The organism is Ancylobacter vacuolatus (genome assembly GCF_030813595.1).
Taxonomy (GTDB): Bacteria; Pseudomonadota; Alphaproteobacteria; order Rhizobiales; family Xanthobacteraceae; genus Ancylobacter; species Ancylobacter vacuolatus.
In genome coordinates this window covers 295911-318419 of sequence record NZ_JAUSUH010000001.1, presented here as the reverse complement: position 1 = coordinate 318419, position 22509 = coordinate 295911, and the positions used below count along the sequence as shown (strand labels likewise).

Here is a 22509-nt window from a genome sequence, read left to right as displayed (position 1 = left end):
AGGGCGCGACACCGGCGCAGGAGACTGATGACAGGGCGCGGCCGTGGCGCGTATCGTCGCGCCCTCACCTGTCGCGAATCCGGGCCCTGTCATGAAGATCATTCACTCGCCGCGCCATCTCGGCCATTCCGGCCATGTCGAACTGATGAACGGGCAGGTCGTGCCGGCCTTCGAGAAGCCCGAGCGGGTCGCGATGATTCTGAACGCCATCGGCGAGCGGCCCTTCGGCACCCTGATCGAGCCGGCCGCCCATGGCCTCGAACCGCTGCTCAAGGTCCACGACGCTGCCTATGTCCGCTTTCTCACCAATGCCTGGTCGCTCTGGACGGCGGACGGGCGCGACTTCCCGGCCCTGCCCAGCTTCTGGCGCGCACCCGGGATGCGCACCGACATCGAGCCCGAGACCATTGACGGCAAGCTCGGCCATTTCTCCTTCGATGCCGGCTGCTGCATGGTGGCGGGTACCTGGGATGCGGTGCAGGCCGCCGCCGATATCGCCCTGACCGGGGTCGACCTCGTCGCCGGTGGCGAAAAGTCCGCTTTCGCCCTGTGCCGGCCGCCCGGCCACCACGCCCATGCCGGGACGATGGGCGGTTACTGCTTCATCAACAATGCCGCCGTGGCGGCGCAGAGCTTCCGCGACCGTGGCGCGGCGCGGGTGGCCATTCTCGATGTCGACTACCATCACGGCAACGGCACGCAGGCGATCTTCTATGACCGTCCCGACGTGCTGGTGTGCAACATCCACGCGGATCCACTGCAGGAATTCCCCTATTTCCTTGGCTATGCCGACGAGATCGGCAGCGGTGCCGGCGAGGGCTTCAACGCCAATTTCCCGCTGCGCTGGGGCACGGATTATAGCGGCTGGAGCACGGCACTGGATGCGGCCTGCGCGCGGATCGACGCGTTCGGGGCGGATGTAGTGGTCGTGTCGCTCGGCGTCGATACCTACAAGGACGACCCGATCTCGCAGTTCCAGCTCGACAGCCCGGATTATCTCAAGATCGGCGCCCGCATCGCCGCCCTCAGCCGCCCGACCCTCTTCGTGATGGAGGGTGGCTATGCGGTCGAGGCGATCGGGGTCAATGTCGCCAATACGTTGGAAGGCTTTCTTCAGCGCTAGCCGGAACGGCGGGCCGATCAGAGGCGATAGAGAATCTGGTCGGTCCAGAACCGCTCGAGCCGGGTCAACGCCTTGTTGAGCTGCTGGAAGTCCTGCGGGCCGATGCCGCCGATCTGCTCGATGGTGGCGAGATGCTTGGCGTGGAGGCCTTCCACAATGTCGCGGACCTCCTCGCCTTTTTTGGTCAGCCGGATCCGCACCGAACGCCGATCGACCCGCGAGCGGCGGTGGTCGAGAAAGCCGGTCTCGACCAGCTTCTTGAGATTGTAGGAAACGTTGGCTCCGAGATAGTAGCCGCGCGTGCGCAGTTCGGCGGCGGTCAGCTCGGCATCACCAATATTGAACAGCAGCAGCGCCTGCACCGCGTTGATATCCTCGCGCGCGCGCCTGTCGAGTTCATCTTTCACCACATCCAGCAGCCGCCGGTGCAGCCGTTCCACCAGCGTGACAGCCTCCCGGTAGAGTGGGCGGATCGACTCCCGCCGCTCGTCCTCGGCACCGGTGATGCTGATGACATTGGTCGCCTGAGCTGCGCGCATGGTTCGTACCCCGGTCTCAGAAAGTGGGGATTGGCTCCCTCTCATGAGGCGGCGACTCTCACGCCAGCGGGGCTAAGATCGGTTTAAGCGACAGGCTGAATCCTTCGTCACTGCAACGGGTTAACGAAAGATGAAGGCTCAGCGCTCGCTTTCGCGCGCGGCCTTGTAGGTGAGGAAGGCGTAGGCGGCGACCAGCACCGTCTCAATGGCCGCGACGATCATCAGCCGGCCGACGCCCTCCGGCGCCGAGGCGTTGATGAGGATCTGAACCATCGCCGTCACCAGCCAGAGCACGACGCCCCACGACGCACCGAGCCAGAGGCCGACAGCGGCCACGGGATTCATGATGGCGGCCCAAATGACCGCCGACTGGGCGGCGAGGGAGAGCATCTCGAACCGGCTGGTGTCCCCGTCCCAGACACCGCAGACGAGGGTCCAGCTATAGACCGTCTTCACCATCAGGAAGCCGGCGAGGCAGCGCAGATAGAGGATCACGCGCGATTGCCACAGCGGCATGCGCGCCCCAGCGGGGCCAAGGGTGGCGTCTATGGGATCGTAGGGAGAACTCATGGCGCCTGCATACTCCAAAACGCGGTCAGGCAAGCAGCAATTCGTCGTCAAGCGGCGCATCGAACAGGGCGGCGATGGCGGCGGGATCGACCTCCTCCAGCCGCGCCGGGCACCATGCCGGCTTCTGGTCCTTGTCCACCAGCAGCGCACGCACGCCTTCGAAAAAGTCGGGCTGGTCGAGCAGGCGCGTCACCAGGCGGAATTCCAGCGCCAGGCAGCCCGCCAGATCGAGAGTCGGGCCGCGCTGCATCTGCTGGAAGGCGATGTGCACGCTTGTAGGCGAGGCGCGGCGGATCGTCTCCAGCTGCAGCCGGGCGAAGGCGGCGACGTCACCCTCGCCTTCCCCCACCTTCTCCAGCGCGATGAGAATCGCCGCCACCGAGCCGCCGGCGAAGATGCGGTCGATGTGCGGGTAGAGGCTTGCAAGCTCGGGCGCCGGTGGACGGATAGCCATGCGTGCGAGGAGCGCCTCCACCGCCTCGCCCGCCGCCAGCGCTTCCTGGAGCTCCGGCCAGCGCGCGGTCGGAACATGATGGGTGTAGAGGCCGAGCGCGAGCGCATCCGCCATGCCGATGCGCGCGCCTGTCATGGCGAGCCAGGTGCCGCTCCAGCCGGGAAGGCGCGGCAGCACGAATGTGCCGCCGACATCGGGGAACAGGCCGATGGCGACCTCCGGCATGGCGAAGCCGAGATTTTCCCCGGCCACGCGGAAGCGGCCATGGCCGGTGAGGCCGAATCCGCCGCCGAAGCACAGACCGTCGACCAGTGAGACAAACGGCTTGGGGTAACGCGCGATGAGATAGTCTAGCGCGTATTCATCGCGCCAGTATTGCCGGGCCTCCTGCGTGCGGCCACTGCGCCCAAGCTCGGCCATGGCGCGTACATCGCCGCCCACGCAGAAGGCGCGCGGATGGGCCGAGCGCAGCACCACATGCACAATGCGGGGATCGGCGATCCAGGCACGCAATCGGGCGTCCATTGCCAGGACCATCGGATGGTCAAGGGCGTTAAGGGCCCGGGGCCGGTCGAGTGTCACGATGCCGACGGCATCGCGCTCTTCGAAGCTGATGCCGATGTCTGCCATCACGTCGATCCCGCCTCGTCTCTGTCCTATCCTGCCACTTAAGCCGTTCTTCGCCTCGCGCAAAGCCCGAGCGCCTGACTGGGAGGCAGGGAACGGACAGGCTCGCACCAGCCGCCCGCGTCAACATGCCCTGCCGCGTGGGGTCGGGCGCATACGCAATCAACCGGGTGAAGAGGTCGCGCGCGGCGTCGTATGGAGCTATAACCATTCGAAAGTGCCGCGCCGGAGGCGACGCGGCGGGATCCCGCCCTCCTGGCGAGTGTCTTTGCGAGCGTGTCCATGACCATTCCCTTCGCCCGTCCGCGCCCTGTCCATCCCGAGCCTTCCGGCCGGCCTGATGCGTCGTCGAAGCTCGATCTGGTGCAGCGCCCCCGGCGGAACCGCAAGTCCGAATGGGCGCGCCAGCTGCTGCGTGAAAACACGCTCACCGTTGCCGACCTGATCTGGCCGATCTTCGTCAAGGACGGCCATGGCGAGCGCACGGCGATCAGCTCCATGCCGGGTGTCGATCGGCTCACCGTCGACGAGGCGGTGCGCGAGGCGGAGCGGGCGGCGCGACTCGGCATTCCGGCGCTGGCGCTTTTCCCTTACACCGATCCGGCCCTGCGCTCGGCCGATGGGCGCGAGGCGCTGAACGCCGGTAATCTCGTCTGCCGCACGCTGCGGGCTATCAAGGACTCGGTGCCGGAGATCGGCCTCATCACCGACGTGGCGCTCGACCCCTATACCAGCCACGGCCATGACGGGCTGCTCGACGGCGACGGCCGTATCCTCAATGACGAGACGGTGGCCGTGCTGGTTGAGCAGGCACTCGTCCAGGCGGATGCGGGCGCCGACGTCATTGCTCCCTCCGACATGATGGACGGCCGCGTTGGGGCGATTCGCCGGGCCCTGGACGCGGGAGGGCATCTGGACGCCCAGATCCTCGCCTACAGCGCCAAATATGCGTCCGCCTTCTATGGACCGTTTCGCGACGCGGTGGGCTCCACCGGCTGCCTCAAGGGCGACAAGCGCACCTATCAGATGGACCCCGCCAACGGCATGGAGGCGCTGCGCGAGGCGGCGCTGGACATTGAGGAAGGCGCGGACATGCTGATGGTGAAGCCCGGCCTGCCCTATCTCGATATCGTCTATCGCCTCAAGGAAACCTTTGGCCTGCCGACCTTCGCCTATCAGGTGTCGGGTGAGTACGCGATGATCGAGGCTGCCGCCCGCAATGGCTGGCTCGATGGCGACAAGGCGATGATGGAAAGCCTCATGGCCTTCAAGCGCGCGGGTGCCGACGGCATCCTCACCTATTTCGCCCCGCGCGTGGCGGAAAAGCTCGCCCGCGACGCCTAGCCCCGCGCGCCGCGCCATGGGCAACGGCACGCGCGGCGCTCAACTCCTGCTGCGTCTCGCCCTGATCGGCTTCGGCCTGCAACTGTCCGGTTGCGGCTCGATGATCGACGCCGACCAGGCCCGCCTGTGCCGGGCGGCGGCCCCCGCCCTCCATGATGAGGCAGTGGAGATCGTCGAGACCCAGCTGGTGCCCGTGCCGAACGACCCCACGGCATTGCGCTATCGCTACCGCGTCCGCTCCTCCCTTGGCGGCGGGCCGCATGAACTGATCTGCCGGTTCGCGGCCCAGACGGGTGCCGGCCGTTTCAATCTTGTCGCGCTGATCCAGGATGGCGCGCCGCTGGGCGAGGTGAAGCTCTTCATCCTCAAGCGCTGGTGGCTGGAGGACGCGCGGAGCCAAGCGCGCGGCGCACCGATCCTTCGCCTGAGCCCGCGCGGCGCCTACTGGCTCCAGCAGGCACTCGGCGGCCTTGTCCTGATGGGAGTCTACGGTCTCATCGCCACCGGCTTTGCCCTGGTCCACGGCCTTTATGGCCGGATCAACCTCGCCTTCGGGGAGGTCGCCGTGGCCGGGGGCATCTACATGCTCGTGGCGGTCAGCCTCGCCAGCGCGGCGGGGCGGCTCGGGCCGGCCGGGCTGGCGATGGCCCTTGTGGCGGGCATGAGTGGGGCGGCACTGCTGAGCTGGGTCATCGGTCGCACGGTGGTCATGCCCATTCTTACCCGTGCCCGCTCGCCCCAGCCGGTGCTTATCGCCACGCTGGCCGTCGCCATCGTGCTGGCAGAGATCTTCCGCCTCACCTCGCCTTTTCGTGAAAATTGGCTGCCCGCCCTCATCAACCGGCCGGTTTTCATCGCCGGGCAGGACGGCTTCGTTGCCACCGCGACGCCGGCGCAATTCCTCGCCGCCGGCCTCACCCTGACAGGCATTTCGCTGTTGCTCGGGCTCGTCCGCTTTACCGGATATGGTCGCAGCTGGCGCGCCTATGCCGACGATCCGCTGATGGCGGCGCTCACAGGTGTGCGCGTTCCACAGCTTGTCGGCGCTACTTTCGCGCTTGCGGGAGGCTGCGCCGGGCTTGCGGGAGTGGCCATGGTGGTAGCCTATGGGACGATAACGCCCGGTGACGGCATGTCGATGACGCTCAAAGCCTTGATTTCGGCTATTATTGGCGGCATTGGCTCAGTACCGGGCGCCTTGCTTGGTGCTGCCCTCGTTGCTTGCGTCGAAATCGTGTGGTCGTCGGCCTTCGATATCGGCTATCGCGATGCGGTGATCTATTCGCTCCTGGCGGCCGTTCTAGTCCTGAGGCCGGGAGGCCTTTTTCAGCGTGCGGCACTTTCGCCGCGAGAATTCTGAGTGGTTCGATGACCTTGCCCGTAACCCCCGCCGATGTCGCCGCCGCACGCAAGGTGCTGGATGGCGCGGTGCTGCGCACGCCCACCCTGCCGGCGCCGCGCCTCTCGGCGATTACGGGCGCTCATGTCTATGTGAAATATGAGAATCTCCAGGTCACCGCCAGCTTCAAGGAGCGCGGCGCGCTGAACAAGCTTGCCAGCCTCTCCGCCCAGGAGCGCGCCGCTGGCGTCGTCGCCATGTCGGCCGGCAATCACGCGCAGGCCGTGGCCTATCACGCCGCGCGGCTCGGTATTCGCGCGACCATCGTGATGCCGAAGTTCACGCCGATCGTGAAGGTCGCCGCCACCGAGGCGCATGGCGCTCGGGTGGTGCTGCATGGCGATTCGGTCGGCGACGCTTCGGAAGAGGCCGACCGCATCGCCCATTCCGAACATCTCGTCTGGGTCCATCCCTATGACGACCGCCATGTCATCGCCGGCCAGGGCTCCATCGCCTCCGAGATGCTGGAGGACGCGCCGGACCTCGACGCCCTTCTGGTGCCCGTCGGCGGCGGCGGCATGATCTCCGGCATGGCGGTGGCGGCGCGTGACATGCGGCCGAACATCGAGATCGTCGGCGTCGAGACGCGGCTCTACCCTTCCATGTGGAACGCGCTGCACCAGCAGTCCCTGCCCTGCGAGGGCGCGACGCTGGCGGAGGGCATCGCGGTGAAGCAGGCGGGAACGCTGACGCGCGAACTGGTTTCGGCGCTGGTGTCCGACGTGGTGCTGGTCGGCGAGCCGACCATCGAGCGGGCGGTGAACCTGTTCCTCACCCAGCAGAAGACGCTGGCCGAGGGCGCTGGCGCCGCTGGCCTCGCGGCGCTGCTCGCCGACCCGGACCGCTACCGCGGCCGAAAGGTTGGCTTGGTGGTGTCGGGCGGCAACATCGATCCGCGCATCGTCGCCTCGATCATGATGCGCGAGCTGGAGCGCGAGGAGCGGATCGTCTCCTTCCGCTTCTCCATGCTCGACCGTCCCGGCGAACTCGGCATCATCGCCAGCCTGCTTGGCGGGCTTGGTGCGAACATCCTTGAAGTGGAGCACAAGCGCCATTTCCTCGACGTGCACGCGAAGGGCGCCCGGCTCGACGTGACGGTGGAGACCCGCGACCGCGCCCATGCCGACACGGTCTACCACGCGCTGATCGAGAACGGCATGGATGTGGTGCGGGTCGACTGGCAGTCCGCCGGCTAGCATGATTTGAGCGAGGGCGTCCGTTTCGGCGGGTGGCCGGGGCGGGCGCACCCTTGCCCACGCCGGAGGGCGCCCCCACCTGACGGGGCAGGAGGAGACCGGCATGTTCGATACACGCAATGGCGAGGAGGAGAGGCCCTATGCCTTCGATCCGCTCGTCGAGCCGGAATATTTTCGCGGCGTGCTCTCCCGCCGGTTCATGGCGTTCCTCATCGACACCGTAATCATCTGCGTGCCCGTCGGCATGGCGGCCCTGCTGATTTTCATCTTCGGCTTCCTCACCTTCGGGCTCGGCTGGTTCCTGTTCAGCCTGCTGGGGCCCGGCTATGTGGTATGGGCGCTGGTCTATGTCGGGCTCACCCTCGGCGGACCGCGCTCGGCCACGCTTGGCATGCGCGCTATGGGGATCGAGATGCGGGTGTGGCACGGCGCGCCGATGACGCCCATGCTGGCAGTGGTCAGCCTCGTGCTGTTCTGGGTGTCAGTGAGCGTCTTCACCCCTTTCATCATCGTCATCGGCCTGCTCAACCGACGCAAGCGCCTTGCGCATGACTTCGTCATCGGCACGGTCGTGACCAACAATGATGAGCGGGCGGGCGAACTGCGCGGCTATCGCTGATCCCGCAGCCGTTGCGGATCGTAATGGCCCGCATCAACGAAGGCTTTGACGCCGCGGCCGGGGCGCGCGATCCTCAGCCATTCGCAACGTGAACATGCCGTGACCGAACATTCGCGCGACACACCGCAATTCTACCTGACCGCCCCCTCGCCCTGCCCCTATCTGGCGGGTCGCTCGGAGCGGAAGGTGTTTACGCATCTGGTTGGCGAGCGCGCCACCCAGCTCAATGACGTGCTGACCCATGGCGGTTTCCGACGCAGCCAGTCCATCGCCTATCGACCCGCCTGCGAACAGTGCCGCGCCTGTGTCTCGGTGCGGGTATGCGTCGACGATTTCCGCGAGACCCGGGGCTTCCGCCGTGTCCGCCAGGCCAATGCAGATCTCATCGGCGACATTCGCGCCGCGATCCCCACCGCTGAGCAATATTCCCTTTTCCGCCTCTATCTCGACAGCCGGCACTCCGATGGCGGCATGGCCGACATGACCGTGCTCGACTACGCCATGATGGTTGAGGACAGCCATGTCCGCACCCGGCTGATCGAATATCGCCGCCACGGGCCGGCATCGGCGGTCAGCGGGCGGGGACAGGGGCCGCTCTACGGCGTGGCACTGACCGACGTTCTCGCCGATGGCCTGTCCATGGTCTATTCGTTCTACGATCCTGATCAGGCCGGCCGCTCGCTCGGCACCTACATGATCCTCGACCATATCGTGAAGGCGAAAGCCATGGGCCTGCCCTATGTCTATCTCGGCTACTGGGTCGAAGGCTCGGACAAGATGAACTACAAGCGCCGCTTCCTACCGCAGGAGCGCCTCGCGCCGTCAGGCTGGCTGCGGGTAGAAGAGTAGGTCGCCGGGCTGTCATATGACAGAATGATGCCTTCTGGCGCCCTGCGTCATCGGGATGTGACGCAGCGGCACTAGCTGTCTGGAACGCTTCCAACCCGGAGCGGGACAGATTGCCGGAGCCCCCCATGACCGACAACCCCCTCGATCCCGTACACGAATCGCCATTCCGCACCAGCCTGCTCGAAGAGGCCGACGGCGCGGGCAGCAACCCGACGCTCAACCCGACCATGGGTGAGCTGATTTCGATCCGCTTCTCCCGCCGCGGGCTCTTGAAGGGGGCGCTCGCGGTTTCCGCCATTGCCGCCACCGTCGGACCCGCCGCGCTGATGTCGGCAGAGAAGGCGCAAGCTGCCAGCGACGGCACCGCTGCCGCCAATGGCTCGGCCTTCAGCTTTATCGAAGTCGAGGCGGGCGTCGACGAGACCCACCATGTCGCCGAAGGCTATGACGCCGAGGTGCTGCTGCGCTGGGGCGATCCGCTCTTTGCCGATTCGCCTGCCTTCGACCCGAAGAACCAGAGCGCCGACGCCCAGCGCCGGCAGTTCGGCTACAATAACGACTATGTCGGCTTCATCCCGCTCTATGGCTCGCCCGAGCATGGCCTGCTGGTGGTGAACCACGAATACACCAACGAGCACCTCATGTTCCCCGGCATCGTCAGCGTGGCCGACGGCAAGCTGAAGGTGGCGCCGGCGGACAAGGCCCGCGTCGATATCGAGATGGCAGCCCATGGCGGCACGATCGTCGAAATCCGCAAGGTCGACGGCAAGTGGCAGGTGGCGCGCGACGGCAAGCTGAACCGCCGCATCACGTCCACCACTCCGATGCAGATCACCGGCCCGGCCGCCGGCAGCGACCGCCTGAAGACGGCGGAAGACGCGACCGGCACCCAGGTGATCGGCACGCTCAACAACTGCGCCGGCGGCGTCACGCCCTGGGGCACCTATGTGATGGCCGAGGAGAACTTCCACGGCTATTTCCTCGGCAAGCTGCCCGAGGGCAATAAGGAAGCCGCCAACTACAAGCGCTATGGCGTGCCGGAAGCCTCCTATGAGTAGGGCAACATCTACGACCGATTCGACCTCGCCAAGGTGCCGAACGAGCCGAACCGCTTCGGCTGGATCGTTGAGGTGGACGTCAACGACCCCAATTCTGTGCCGAAGAAGCGCACCGCCATGGGCCGCTTCAAGCATGAGGGCGCCGAATCGATCGTCGCCAAGGACGGGCGCGTCGTGTTCTATCTCGGCGACGACGAGCGCTTCGACTATGTCTACAAATTCGTCACGTCCGGCACGTTCAACCCGAATGACCGCGCCGCCAACATGAACCTGCTGGATTCCGGCACGCTCTATGTCGCCAAGTTCGACGCCGGCGGCGCGCTGGAATGGCTGCCGCTTGTGTTCGACCAGGGCCCGCTGACGGCGGCGAACGGCTTCGACAGTCAGGCCGATGTGCTGATCGAGACCCGCCGCGCCGCCGATCTGCTCGGCGCTACCAAGATGGACCGCCCCGAGGACGTCCAGCCGAACGGCGTCAACGGCAAGGTCTATGTAATGCTGACCAACAATACGCGCCGCAAGGACGACCAGGTCGACGCTGCCAATCCCCGCGCCAAGAACGCCTTCGGCCACATCATCGAGATCGCAGAAGCCGATGGCGACTTCGCGGCGACCAAGGGCACCTGGGAAGTGCTGCTGAAATGCGGCGATCCCTCGGTCGCTGCGGTGGGCGCCTCCTTCTCCACCGACACCACCCGCAATGGCTGGTTCGGCATGCCGGATAACTGCGCTGTCGATGCCGCCGGCCGGCTCTGGGTCTCCACCGACGGCAACAACCCGAAGGATACCGGCCGCACCGACGGGCTGTGGGCCGTCGACACCGAAGGCGGCGCGCGGGCCACTTCGAAGCTGTTCTTCCGTGTGCCAGTGGGTGCCGAGATGTGCGGCCCGCTGTTCACGCCGGACGACCGCACTGCCTTTGTGGCCGCGCAGCACCCCGGCGATGGCGGCACCGACTGGGCGCCCTTCGGTCGGCCGTCCTACTATGAAGACCTGTCCACCCGCTGGCCGGACTTCAAGGACGACATGCCGGTGCGGCCGGCGGTGGTCGTCATTACCAAGAAGGATGGCGGCGTGATCGGAAGCTGAGGCGGGCCCGCCCCATCACCTCTCCCCGACGGGGAGAGGGCTTTGGCCTGCCCCTCCGCAGCCTTCCGCATCTCTTCCTCATCCGCAGGCTTGACCAGGGGGCTGAGCCCGCATTCATCCGGTTAAAAACGTGGGTGGCCGGGTCAAGCCCGGCCATGAGGGAGATGGAGCGCTGCCCGGAACGCGACGCGCAGCGTCGCGCCTATCCGGCGTCCGGGTCTGGCAAACGGGAGAGCGACAGGGATAAATCTGCCCTCATCCCCTGGGCACCGCTCAGCCGAACTTGTTGTTGCGCGGAAAACCCTTGGGCGGCAGGCGGCCGGCACCGGCGCGCTCGCCGCGCCATTCTGTGAGGTCGGTCACGGTCCAGGTGCGGCCGGAGGTGTCGGTCCAGGTCAGGCCGTCGGCGGCGGGGAATACCTTCACGTCGCTCATCGCGCCGTCCTTGTAGCGTTGCAGCCGCACGCCACGTCCGCGCGCCATCTCGGGAATCTGCGACAGTGGGAAGACGAGCAGCTTGCGGTTCTCGCCGATCACCGCGACGCTGTCGCCGGTCGCCGGCGTCACCTTCACCGCGTCCTGCGCATCGACCCCGAGTATCTGCTTGCCCTTGCGGGTATTGGCAAGGCAATCGTCCTCGGCGACGAGGAAGCCCCGCCCCTCCTTCGCCGCCACGAGCAGCCGGCGCCCGCCGAGATAAGGCAGCACATCGAGAATATCGGCCTCCTGCTCCAACTCGATCGACAGCCGCAGCGGCTCGCCATGGCCGCGCCCGCCCGGCAGCTTCGAGGCGTCGAGAGTGTAGAAGCGGCCATTGGTGGCGAACACCAGCAGCTTGGCCGTCGTCTCGGTGAAGAAGGTGATCTTGAGCCGGTCGTCGCCCTTGAAGGCAAGCGCCGTGAGATCGGCCACATGGCCCTTCAGCGCCCGGATCCAGCCCTTCTCGGAGACGACGATGGTGATCGGCTCGCGCTCCACCAGCGCCTCGATCACTGCGTCCGCCTTGTGCACCGAGGCCTCGCCGAAGGTGGTGCGGCGGCGGCCGAGGGGCGTTTCGGGAGCGAACATCTTGCGGGTCTCGGCCAGTTGTCCGGCCACCCTCTTCCACTGCAGCGTCACGGAGCCGAGCAGCTTCTCGATGCCGGCCTTCTCCTTGGAAAGCGCGTCGTGCTCCTTGCGGATCTCGAATTCCTCAAGCTTGCGCAGGCTGCGCAGGCGCATGTTGAGGATGGCCTCGGCCTGCACATCCGTCAGCTCGAACCGCGCGATAAGCGCAGGCTTGGGCTCATCCTCCTCGCGGATGATGCGAATCACCTCGTCGAGATTGAGATAGGCGATGAGGTAGCCGCCCAGCACCTCCAGCCGGTGCTCGATTTCCCCGAGCCGGTGGCGCGAGCGGCGCAGCAGCACCTCGCGGCGATGGTCGACCCATTCGCGCAGCGCTTCCAGCAGGCTGACGACCTTGGGCACCTGCCCGCCGACCAACACGTTCATGTTGAGCGGAAAGCGCGTCTCCAGCTCGGTGAGCCGGAACAGGCTCTCCATCAGCAGCTCGGCATCGACGTTGCGCGCGCGCGGTTCGAGCACCAGCCGCACATCCTCGGCGCTCTCGTCGCGCACATCGGCAAGAAGCGGTAGCTTCTTCTCATTGAGCAGGTCGGCGATCTTCTCCACCAGGCGGGACTTGGGCACGCCATAGGGAATCTCGGTGACGACGATCACATAGGTGCCGCGCCCGGTTTCTTCCTTCTCCCAGCGCGCCCGCAGGCGGAAACCGCCCCGCCCGGTGGCATAGGCATCGGCGATCGAGGACGGGGATTCAATGATGACGCCGCCGGTCGGGAAGTCCGGCCCCTTCACAAAGGCCAGCAGATCATCAGTGGTGGCCTGCGGGTTGTCGATCAGGTGCAGGCTGGCGTCGATCAACTCGGCAGCGTTGTGCGGCGGGATCGAGGTCGCCATGCCCACGGCGATGCCCGTCGAGCCATTCGCCAGCAGATTGGGGAAGGCGCCCGGCATGACGACGGGCTCTTCCGTCGTGCCGTCATAGTTCGGGCGGAAATCGACCGCGTCCTCGTCGATGCCGTCGAGGATGAGGCGCGCGACCTCGGTCAGCCGGGCTTCGGTATAGCGCTCGGCGGCGGCGTTATCGCCGTCGATATTGCCGAAATTGCCCTGCCCGTCGACCAGAGGGTAGCGCTGGGAAAAGTCCTGCGCCAGCCGCACCATGGCGTCGTAAATCGCTGCATTGCCGTGCGGATGGAACGAGCCCATCACGTCGCCGACGATCTTCGCGCTCTTGCGGAAACCGCCGCCGGGGTCGAGCCGCAGCAGCCGCATGCCATAGAGAATGCGGCGGTGCACCGGCTTCAGCCCGTCGCGGGCGTCCGGCAGCGCCCGGTGCATGATGGTCGACAGCGCATAGGCGAGGTAGCGCTCTTCAAGCGCCGCCTTCAGCCCGATCGGCTCGATCGTGCCATCATCGGTCGGAATCGGTGGCTCACCCATGCCCCTTGCTAGCGCGAAGCGCGGGCGGGAACAAGACGCGAACGCGCCCGCGCAAAGCTATCCACCGGGCCGTTTCAGCGCGGTGAGGAGGGAGGCGCGGGCGTCCGGCAGCGGCAGGCCGCGCGGGTCGAAGACGCGCTGTGCCAGAAAATATCCCGTCAGGGCGAAAGCGGCCTCGACATCCTCAGGCAGCGGCGGCTCGGGCACCTCGCTGATGAGGAAATAGGGCAGCGTGAAAAGCTGCGCCTGCCAAGGCGCGCCGGCATCGCGGCTCACCGCGCGGCCGGATTTCGGCGAGACATAGAGCAAATCGTTGCGCCCGCCAGTGGCCGCGCAACGCTCCAGATCGAGACCAAATCCCAGTTCGGTCAGGAGTGTCAGCTCAAAACGAGCGATCATCATGCCGGTCAGGCGCTCATGGTGGAGATGCTCGACGATGGTGGCCAGATGGCCGTGCAGCACGGGATGGGGATCGCGCTCGGGCAGCAGCCGGATCAGGCTGCCGAGATGGCTCAGCGCGAAGGCGGAATGGGCCTGCGCCATCAGCCTGCCGGCATGCGCGGCCGTCACCTCAAGCGCATAGGCGCCGAGCTGCTCGTCGAGACGGGCGCGCCAGGTCACCCGCACGCCATTGCCCGCCTGCAGCGACGCCGCCTGCCGGCGCGAGCCGCCGCCGCGCACCAGGCCGAGATGGCGGCCATGGCCGGCGGTCATCACTTCGACGATGGCATTGGCCTCACCGTGGCGGCGCACGCCGAGAATGATGCCCTCGTCCGACCACTCCATCGGGCGGCCTCACTCCTGCGGGAAATCCAGCCCCATTTCGCGGTAGCGCGCCGGGTCGTCGGCCCAGTTCTCGCGCACCTTGACGAACAGGAACAGGTGGACGGGCGCCTCGACGATCTCGGTCAGCTCCTTGCGGGCGGCCATCGAGATCGCCTTGATCGTATCGCCGCCCTTGCCGAGCACGATCTTCCGCTGGCTCTCGCGCTCGACGAAGATGGTCTGCTCGATGCGGACCGAGCCGTCCTTGCGCTCCTGCCAGGAATCGGTCTCCACCGTCGAGCGGTAGGGCAGTTCCTCATGCAGCCGATGGAACAGCTTCTCGCGGGTGATCTCGGCGGCCAGCGAGCGCATGGGCGCGTCGGAAATCTGGTCCTCAGGATACAGCCAGGGGCCGAAGGGGAGGATCTGTGCCAGCCAGGCGCGCAGTTCCTTCAGCCCGTGCCCGGCGAGCGCCGACACCATAAACAGCCGGTCGAAGCTGGTGAGTTCCGCCACCTTGGCAGCAAGCTCCAGCAGGCTCTCGCGCTTCACCAGGTCGATCTTGTTGAGCAGGATCGCGCGCGGGCGGCGCACATCGGCGAGGCCGCGGATGATGGATTCGACTTCCTCATTGAGACCAGCGCGGGCGTCGATGAGCAGCACGACGGCGTCGGCATCGCCCGCGCCGTTCCAGGCGGAGCGCACCATGGCCTTCTCCAGCCGGCGCTTGGGCGCGAAGATACCGGGGGTGTCGACGAGCACGATCTGGGTCGCGCCCTCAATGGCGATGCCGCGCACCAGCGAGCGGGTGGTCTGCACCTTGTGCGAGACGATCGAGACCTTGGTGCCGACCAGCGTGTTGGTCAGCGTCGACTTGCCCGCGTTGGGCGTGCCGATGAGAGCGACAAAGCCGCAGCGTGTGTTTTCGCGCGCCGCCTCGGGGGCCGCAAGAGAGCCCTCCTCCCGGCCCTCTTCGGGTGTCTCGTCGATGATGTCGTTCATTGCGTAACCCGTTGGAGGAACGCCGCAGCGGCGATCTTCTGAGCGTTCTGCTTGGAGGAGCCGGTCGCCTCGACCGGCTCGAAACCCGGCACGTCGACGGCGATCCGGAACTCCGGATTATGATCGGGACCGGAGCGTTCGACCAGCCGGTAATGCGGCGGCGGCAATCCGCGCCCCTGCGCCCATTCCTGCAGCGCCGTCTTCGGGTCCCGGGCGGAACTGCCGGGGGTGGCGAGCCGGGCGCGCCAGAAGCGGTCGACCATGGCTTCGGCGGCGGGATAGCCGGCGTCAAGATAGACCGCCGCCAGCACCGCTTCCACCACGTCGGCGAGAATAGCCGGGCGCTCGCGCCCGCCGGAACGGTCCTCGCCGGCGCCAAGCCGCAGATGCGGGCCCAACCCCATGGCGAGCGCCACCTCGGCGCAGGCATCCTCGCAGACAAGATCGGCGAGGCGCCGCGAGAGCTCCCCTTCCTCGGCGTGGGGAAAGGCGCGGTAGAGCATGTCGGAGACCACGAGGCCCAGCACATGGTCGCCGAGGAATTCCAGCCGCTGGTAGGAGCGCACGCGCGCCCGGGAACCCTGCACGCCCGTCACCGACGAGATGTGCGTCAGCGCGAGGCGCAGATGGGCGCGGTCGGCAAAGACATGGCCGAGCGCGCTTTCCAGTGCGTCGAGCCCGGCGTCGTCGGGGACGCGGTTCTTGCCGCGCGTCATCGCACGAAGGAGAAGAGGCGGTTCCAGCGCACGGTCCACGGCCACTTCCAGAACTGCCAGGCCGCGTCGCCTTCCTTCACCGAGAAGAAGATGATCTGAGCGCGGCCGATCAGGTTCTCATAGGGGACATAGCCGACCTGGCTGAGCACGCGGCTGTCGGTGGAATTGTCGCGGTTGTCGCCCATCATGAAATAGTGGCCGGGCGGCACCTTGTAGACGTCGGTATTGTCGTAGAAGCCGTTTTCGACGAGGTCGAGCGTGTAGTAGCTCACCCCATTGGGCAGGGTCTCGGTCCAGCGCTTCACGCGCTCGACCCGGCCATTGCCCTCGTCGTCCATCCAGTAGCCGGCGTCCTCGCGCTTCACCGGCACGCCGTTGATGTGCAGCAGGCCGCCGATCATCTGGATTTCGTCGCCGGGAAGTCCGATCACCCGCTTGATATAGTCGGTGCTCTCGTCGCGCGGCAGCTTGAACACCACGACGTCGCCGCGATCGGGCGTCGAGCCCAGGATGCGGCCGTCGAACAGCGGTGGCGAGAGCGGCAGCGAGAAGCGGCTGTAGCCATAGCTGAACTTCGACACGAAGAGGTAATCGCCGACCAGCAGCGTCTCCTTCATCGAGCCGGAAGGGATGTTGAACGGCTGGAACAGGAAGGTGCGGATCAGCAGCGCGATCAGGAACGCCTGGAGAATGACCTTGACGGTTTCGCCGAGGCCACCTTCCTGCTTCTTCGGTTCGGTGGTGGACGTCATGTTGCCTTCCGGTGCTCAGCGGCACGGCATGCGCCGCGCAGGGCGGCCGTGCGGCTCCTATAGCCGCTCAGTGCGGCGGCGGCAACGCGCGCCGCTCACGATCGCACGAGGTGCTGCGGCGGAACTTCTCTAAACGTCCGGCGTGACGGGAACGGCGCTGATGATGACGAAGGCCTGCGCTAGCGGGCCGTCATCGGTGATGGTGAGGTCGATCCGCGCTTCGAAGCCGGCCGGGGTGATGGCGTCGAGCCGCGCCCTGGCGCCGCCGGTGAGGTTCAGGGTCGGCCGCCCCGAGGGCAGGTTGACCACGCCCATGTCGCGCCAGAACACGCCCTGCGCCAGCCCGGTGCCCAACGCCTTGGCGCAGGCCTCCTTGGCGGCGAAGCGCTTGGCATAGCTCTCCGCCCGGCGGACGCGACGATCGGACTTGGCGCGCTCGACCGGCGTGAACACGCGGTCGAGAAAGCGCTCGCCATGGCGCTCCAGAACTTCGGCGACGCGCCGCACGTCGGTGATGTCGGAGCCGATGCCGAGGATCACGCCCTGCCCTCCCTCACGCCGCCTGCGGCGCGCCGAGGCGAGCCCGGCCGCGCGCCATGGCGGTACGCATGTGGCGGATGGCGCCTTCCAGCCCGACGAAGATGGATTCGCCGATGAGGAAATGGCCAATATTGAGCTCGCGCACCGCCGCGACGCCGGCCATCACCTCGGCGGTGGCGTAGTCGAGCCCATGCCCGGCATGGATTTCAAGCCCGAGTGCGCTCCCCTGCCCGGCCGCCGCCAGCAGCCGCGCCAGCTCGGCCTCGGCCTTGTCGCTCTCTCCGGCGGCAATGAGCTCGCACCAGGCGCCGGTGTGAAGCTCGATGACTGCCGCGCCGATATCGGCGGCGCGGGCGATCTGGTCGGCGTCCGGCGCGACGAACAGCGACACGCGTATGTCGGCAGCGCCGAGCTTTTCCACCTTGTGGGCGAGGTCGATACCGCCGCCGATGACATCGAGCCCGCCCTCGGTGGTGCGCTCCTCTCGGCGCTCGGGCACCAGGCAGGCGGCGTGCGGGCGATGTTCAAGGGCGATGGCGACCATTTCATCGGTTGCCGCCATCTCGAAATTCAGCGGCACGGTCAGCTGCTCGCGCAGGCGCCGCATGTCGCTGTCGCGGATATGGCGGCGATCCTCGCGCAGATGCGCGGTGATGCCGTCGGCACCGGCGGCGCAGGCGAGCTGGGCGGCACGCACCGGATCGGGCAGGTCGCCGCCGCGCGCGTTGCGGATGGTGGCGACGTGATCGACATTCACGCCGAGCCGGATGGGGGGAATGAGCGTGGTCACGCCTTCACCCCCTGGATGCTGCGCGAGCCGGGCTTCACCGGCGGCAGGGCCGCCAGTTCCGGCGGCAGCGCGTCGGCGGGATAGGCGGGAATGTCGAGCCGGGCCAGCGCCACCAGCGGCACGCCGAGATCGGCCTTGCCGTTGGAACGGTCGATCAGGCAGGCGGCGCCGACGACATTCGAGGTGTGCTCGGCAATCGAGGCGAGGCATTCGCGCGAGGAAAGGCCCGTCGTGATGATGTCCTCCACCATCAGCACCTTGGCCTCGGGCGGAATGGTGAAGCCGCGCCGCAGCTGGAAGGTGCCACCCTCGCGCTCGACGAACACCGCCATCGCGCCAAGCTGGCGGGCGGTCTCATAGCCCGGGACGATGCCGCCCACCGCCGGCGACACGACATAATCGATCTTGCCGAAGGCGGCCTCGGCCTTCTCCGCCAGCGCCTTGCACAGGCGCGCGGTGCGGACCGGGTCCTGGAAGATGAACATCTTCTGCAGGAAAATCGGGCTGCGCAGGCCAGAGGAGAGGATGAAATGCCCCTCCAGCAGCGCACCCGCCGCACGGAACTCGGCCACGACCTCGTCTTGTGTCATTTCGAACGCCCGGAGCAGGTTGCTGAATGGGTGGCGTGATAGCCCATCCGTGGGGCCACGTCACCCATTCGCCGCGCTCGCTCAGGCGCCGGCGACGGAGCCTTCGCGCACGGCGCGGCTGCGGGCGCGGGCGCAGGCCAGCGCCGCTTCCCCCGAAAGCTGCTCGACGCGGCCGCTGGCGACACGGTGGCCATCGCCGACGAGCCGGCCCCACAGGACCTTGGCGACACCCGAAACAATGCGGACATTGGCCTGGATCTGCTCGCTCATCGGTGTCTCCTGCGGTCGCGTTCTGGAACTGCTGAGGAAACGCCGGATAGGGTTAACGGTTCCTTATCAGCCGTTCACCCGTTCCACGCTCGACACGACAGGCCGGGCGCGCAGATCGGTGAGAATGCCGTTGAGATGGCGTAAGTCATAGACACCGATGTCGATCACCATCCGGGTGAAATCGGCCGAGCGCGACGACATGCGCAGGTTCTCGATATTGCCGTCGCGCTCGCCGATCACCTGGGCGATCTGGGCGAGCGAGCCCGGCTCGTTGGTGGCGACGACGACGATCTGCACCGGGAATCGCTGCGGGTCGTCCTCCTCGACATCCCAGCGCACGTCGAGCCAGCGTTCCGGCTCCTCCTCGAAATCCTGCAGCGCCGGCGACTGGATCGGGTAGATGGTGATCCCCTCCCCCGGCGACAGGATGCCGACGATGCGATCGCCCGGCACGGCGCCACCATTGGGGGCGAAGCGCACCGGCAGCTCGCGGTTGATGCCGCGAATCGGGATGGCGGTGAGCGGATCGGGGTCGCTCTCGATGCCGGGGATCTTGAATTTCAGGCTCTGGCCCTGCTCCAGCTCGAACCAGCCTTCGCCCTTGAGCGCGGCGCGCTCCTCCGGGCGCGGGCCGGTCCATTCGGGATGGACCGCCTTCACCACGTCGTCCGAGCGCATCTCGCCGCGCCCGACCGCCGCATAGACATCCTCCAGCGATGTGCGTGCCAGGCGGCCGACAGAGGTCGCCAGCTTCTCCTCGGAGAACACCTTGCCGGCGCGCACGATGGCCCGCTCGACGATCTTCTTGCCGAGCCCGGCATATTGCGACCGCACGGCGGCGCGGGTGGCGCGGCGGATGGCGGCGCGGGCCTTGCCGGTGACGACGATGGATTCCCACGCCGCCGGCGGCGTCTGGCCCGACGCGGTGATGATTTCCACCTCGTCGCCATTCTGCAGTTCCGAGACCAGCGGCGAGATCTTGCCGTTGATCTTCGCCCCGACCGCCCGGTCGCCGACGCCGGTATGCACGGCATAGGCGAAATCGATCGGGGTGGCGCGGCGCGGCAGGGTGATGAGCCGGCCTTTGGGGGTGAAGCAGAACACCTGGTCGTGGAACAGTTCGAGCTTGGTGTGCTCCAGGAATTCCTCGGGGCTGGAGCCTTCGGCCAGCAATTCAATGGTGCGGCGCAGCCAGGCATAGGCGTTGGAATCGCGGGTCAGCGGATCGGAGCCGCCCGTGTCTTTGTAGAGCGCGTGGGCGGCGATGCCGTATTCCGCGATCTCATGCATCTGCCGGGTGCGGATCTGCAGCTCGACGCGCTGCCGGCCGGGCCCGACCACCGTGGTGTGGATCGAGCGGTAATCGTTCTGCTTGGGGGTGGACACGTAGTCCTTGAACCGCCCCGGCACGAGCGGCCATTTGGTGTGCACCACGCCGAGCACGGCGTAGCAGGCCTCGACGGTGTCGACGAGAATGCGGAAGCCGTAAATGTCGGAAAGCTGCTCGAACGCCACCGATTTGCGCTCCATCTTCCGCCAGATGGAGTGCGGGCGCTTCTGCCGCCCGGTGACGACGGCCTCGATGCCCTTCTGGGCGATGGCGTCGGAAAGTTCGCGCTCAATGGCTGCGACCAGCTCGCCATTGTTCTCCTTCAGCGCCTGCAGCCGGCCGAGGATGGAATCATAGGCTTCCGGCGACAGCTGGCGGAAGGACAGGTCCTCCAACTCCTCGCGCATGTCGTGCATGCCCATGCGCCCGGCGAGCGGCGCATAGATGTCGAGCGTCTCCTGGGCGACGCGGGAGCGCTTTTCCTCCGGCACCCATTTGAGCGTCCGCATATTGTGCAGGCGGTCGGCGAGCTTCACCAGCAGCACGCGCACATCATCGGCGATGGCGAGCAGCAGCTTGCGCAGATTCTCGGCCTGCTTGGCCTGCTTGGACACCAGATCGAGCTTTTTGATCTTGGTCAGGCCCTCGACCAGCGCGCCGATCTGCGGGCTGAAGATGCGGTCGATCTCCTCGCGAGTGGCGTCGGTATCCTCGATCGTGTCGTGCAGGAGCGCCGCCACGATGGTGGCGTCGTCAAGCTTGAGGTCGGTGAGGATGGCGGCGACTTCAAGCGGGTGCGAAAAATAGGGATCGCCCGAGGCGCGTTTCTGCGTGCCGTGGGCACGCATCGCATAGACGTAAGCGCGATCGAGCAGCGCTTCGTCGGTATTGGGATTGTACCGGCGCACGCGCTCGACGAGCTCGTACTGCCGCATCATGACAGGGACTCGCGAAAAGGATCGACCGAGGCGGCCGCTGGGCTAGATATCGTCCGCAAGCCCGGCCAGCGCAAGCCGCATGTCGTGGAAAAGGCAGGCTAAACGGAAACGGCCCGGCACATGGCCGGGCCGCTTGCGTGATTTGGGTTCAGGCGACAAGCCCGAAACCGATCAGCCCACCTGATCAGCCTTCGTCGTCGTCGCTCGGCTCGGGCGGCACAAGGCCCTGCAGGCCGGCGAGCAGTTCTTCCTCGGTCATGCGGTCGAGCATGACGTCGGAATCGTCGCCGCCCGACGAATGGGATGAGGCAATCATGGGGACGGCCTCGGGTTCCGGCTCGTCCACCTCGGTGAACTTCTGGAGCGAGTGGATCAGTTCCTCGCGCAGATCTTCCGGCGAGACGGTCTCGTCGGCGATCTCGCGCAGGGCCACAACCGGGTTCTTGTCGTTGTCACGGTCAACCGTGATCGGCGCGCCGGACGCGATGGCGCGCGCCCGGTGGCCGGCAAGAAGGACCAGCTCGAAGCGATTGTCGACCTTGTCGATGCAGTCCTCGACGGTGACGCGAGCCATGCTTCGGCACTCCTGACGGGATAAGGAAGCGGGGTCCTTAAACCAATCCGGCCTCAGGGGCAAGCTTTCCCAGCCGGGTGTGCGGTCGGGCCGCTCACGATCAAGCGATTAAAAGCCGCGGACAACAGGCCGCTTCGTCTCGCCGTCGCCATAAATCGGTTATGTCTATAGGCGGCGGACGGGGCCCTGCGTCGTCGGGGCGTCCGCGACCGATCCAGATTTATCAGTCCGGGTATTTTATCATTATGGTCAACGGCATGGAAAAGATCGCCCTCTTTATTGATGGGGCAAATCTGTACTCCGCCACCAAGTCGCTCGGCTTCGATATCGACTATAAGCGCCTGTTGAAGGACTTCCAGGGGCGCGGCTACGTTCTGCGGGCGTTCTATTACACCACGCTGGTCGAAGACACCGAATATTCGTCGATCCGCCCCCTGCTCGACTGGCTGGATTACAATGGCTATTCGGTCGTCACGAAGCCGGCGCGGGAGTTCACCGACAGCCAGGGCCGCCGCCGGGTGCGCGGCAACATGGATATCGAGCTGGCGGTCAACGCCATGGAACTGGCCGACCATGTCGACCACATCGTGATCTTTTCCGGTGACGGCGATTTCCGTTCGCTGGTCGAGGCGGTGCAGCGCAAGGGCGTGCGGGTGACGGTGGTCTCCAGCATCCACACCCAGCCGCCGATGATCGCCGACGAACTGCGCCGGCAGGCGGACATATTCCTCGACCTGGTGGACCTGCAGGCCCGCGTCGGCCGCGACCCGGCGGACCGTTCCGGCCGCATGCAGGAGACGCCCCGCTTCCTGGAACGTCGCACACCGGCGCCCTCCTCCGACGACGACACGGCGGACGCCTGAGCCC

The 22509-nt window shown here is 66.7% G+C and carries 21 protein-coding genes and 1 pseudogene; 8 read left to right on the top strand and 14 right to left on the bottom strand.

Annotated features, from left to right (window positions below; genetic code table 11):
- The first annotated feature begins 91 nt into the window (after positions 1–91).
- Entirely contained in the window at positions 92–1123 is a 1032-nt protein-coding gene (locus J2S76_RS01500) for a histone deacetylase family protein (protein WP_307056861.1), read from the top strand.
- 17 nt (positions 1124–1140) lie between these two features.
- Here the strand turns inward: J2S76_RS01500 and ldtR are convergent, their stop codons facing one another.
- From ldtR to J2S76_RS01485, 3 genes are all read right to left on the bottom strand, one after another.
- Entirely contained in the window at positions 1141–1662 is a 522-nt protein-coding gene (gene ldtR, locus J2S76_RS01495; RefSeq protein WP_307056859.1) for a transcriptional regulator LdtR, read from the bottom strand.
- Between the two features lie 138 nt (positions 1663–1800).
- A complete protein-coding gene (locus J2S76_RS01490; RefSeq protein WP_018390975.1) occupies positions 1801–2232 on the bottom strand; it encodes a DUF6163 family protein in 432 nt (143 codons plus the stop codon).
- A 25-nt stretch (positions 2233–2257) separates the two neighbouring features.
- On the bottom strand, positions 2258–3316 hold the full coding sequence (locus J2S76_RS01485; RefSeq protein ID WP_307056856.1) for an enoyl-CoA hydratase/isomerase family protein: 1059 nt from the start codon (positions 3314–3316) through the stop codon (positions 2258–2260).
- 279 nt (positions 3317–3595) lie between these two features.
- Here J2S76_RS01485 and hemB point away from each other — a divergent pair, with 279 nt between their 5' ends.
- From hemB to J2S76_RS01455, 6 genes and pseudogenes are all read left to right on the top strand, one after another.
- Positions 3596–4657 carry a porphobilinogen synthase gene (gene hemB, locus J2S76_RS01480; protein ID WP_307056854.1) on the top strand — a complete coding sequence of 354 codons (1062 nt, stop codon included), beginning with the start codon at positions 3596–3598 and terminating at the stop codon, positions 4655–4657.
- Between the two features lie 16 nt (positions 4658–4673).
- On the top strand, positions 4674–6017 hold the full coding sequence (locus tag J2S76_RS01475) for a branched-chain amino acid ABC transporter permease (protein ID WP_307056852.1): 1344 nt from the start codon (positions 4674–4676) through the stop codon (positions 6015–6017).
- A gap of 8 nt (positions 6018–6025) precedes the next feature.
- Positions 6026–7252, top strand: coding sequence for a threonine ammonia-lyase (locus J2S76_RS01470; protein WP_307056850.1), 1227 nt, complete (start codon positions 6026–6028; stop codon positions 7250–7252).
- 103 nt (positions 7253–7355) lie between these two features.
- A complete protein-coding gene (locus J2S76_RS01465) occupies positions 7356–7871 on the top strand; it encodes an RDD family protein (RefSeq protein WP_307056848.1) in 516 nt (171 codons plus the stop codon).
- Between the two features lie 99 nt (positions 7872–7970).
- Positions 7971–8720: an arginyltransferase gene (locus J2S76_RS01460; protein WP_307056846.1), complete on the top strand. Its 750-nt coding sequence runs from the start codon at positions 7971–7973 to the stop codon at positions 8718–8720.
- Between the two features lie 125 nt (positions 8721–8845).
- A pseudogene (locus tag J2S76_RS01455) lies at positions 8846–10867 on the top strand (PhoX family protein).
- Between the two features lie 273 nt (positions 10868–11140).
- Here the strand turns inward: J2S76_RS01455 and parC are convergent.
- The 11 genes from parC to rpoZ form a co-directional block, all read right to left on the bottom strand.
- Positions 11141–13375: a DNA topoisomerase IV subunit A gene (gene parC / locus J2S76_RS01450; RefSeq protein WP_307056845.1), complete on the bottom strand. Its 2235-nt coding sequence runs from the start codon at positions 13373–13375 to the stop codon at positions 11141–11143.
- Positions 13376–13432: 57 nt separating this feature from the next.
- The gene (gene recO / locus J2S76_RS01445; protein ID WP_307056843.1) at positions 13433–14161 is read right to left on the bottom strand and encodes a DNA repair protein RecO; all 729 of its coding nucleotides are present in this window, start codon (positions 14159–14161) and stop codon (positions 13433–13435) included.
- Positions 14162–14170: 9 nt separating this feature from the next.
- Positions 14171–15142: a GTPase Era gene (gene era / locus J2S76_RS01440; protein ID WP_307056841.1), complete on the bottom strand. Its 972-nt coding sequence runs from the start codon at positions 15140–15142 to the stop codon at positions 14171–14173.
- Positions 15139–15858, bottom strand: coding sequence for a ribonuclease III (rnc, locus tag J2S76_RS01435; protein ID WP_307057703.1), 720 nt, complete (start codon positions 15856–15858; stop codon positions 15139–15141). Before rnc ends, era begins: the two co-directional genes overlap by 4 nt.
- Positions 15855–16610 (bottom strand): signal peptidase I, encoded by a 756-nt coding sequence (gene lepB, locus J2S76_RS01430; protein WP_018390963.1) that lies wholly within the window; start codon positions 16608–16610, stop codon positions 15855–15857. The genes rnc and lepB overlap by 4 nt, the downstream gene beginning before the upstream one ends.
- Before the next feature lie 129 nt (positions 16611–16739).
- A complete protein-coding gene (gene acpS / locus J2S76_RS01425) occupies positions 16740–17150 on the bottom strand; it encodes a holo-ACP synthase (RefSeq protein ID WP_307056837.1) in 411 nt (136 codons plus the stop codon).
- A 13-nt stretch (positions 17151–17163) separates the two neighbouring features.
- Complete coding sequence (locus J2S76_RS01420) at positions 17164–17940, bottom strand: pyridoxine 5'-phosphate synthase (RefSeq protein WP_307056835.1); 777 nt, start codon at positions 17938–17940, stop codon at positions 17164–17166.
- Complete coding sequence (pyrE, locus tag J2S76_RS01415) at positions 17937–18530, bottom strand: orotate phosphoribosyltransferase (RefSeq protein ID WP_307056833.1); 594 nt, start codon at positions 18528–18530, stop codon at positions 17937–17939. The genes J2S76_RS01420 and pyrE overlap by 4 nt, the downstream gene beginning before the upstream one ends.
- An 81-nt stretch (positions 18531–18611) precedes the next feature.
- The gene (locus J2S76_RS01410) at positions 18612–18800 is read right to left on the bottom strand and encodes a CsbD family protein (protein WP_307056830.1); all 189 of its coding nucleotides are present in this window, start codon (positions 18798–18800) and stop codon (positions 18612–18614) included.
- 66 nt (positions 18801–18866) lie between these two features.
- Entirely contained in the window at positions 18867–21068 is a 2202-nt protein-coding gene (locus J2S76_RS01405; protein ID WP_307056828.1) for a RelA/SpoT family protein, read from the bottom strand.
- Between the two features lie 184 nt (positions 21069–21252).
- Positions 21253–21642: a DNA-directed RNA polymerase subunit omega gene (gene rpoZ, locus J2S76_RS01400; protein ID WP_307056826.1), complete on the bottom strand. Its 390-nt coding sequence runs from the start codon at positions 21640–21642 to the stop codon at positions 21253–21255.
- 245 nt (positions 21643–21887) lie between these two features.
- Here rpoZ and J2S76_RS01395 point away from each other — a divergent pair, with 245 nt between their 5' ends.
- Positions 21888–22505, top strand: coding sequence for a LabA-like NYN domain-containing protein (locus tag J2S76_RS01395; RefSeq protein WP_370874673.1), 618 nt, complete (start codon positions 21888–21890; stop codon positions 22503–22505).
- Positions 22506–22509 lie beyond the last annotated feature (4 nt).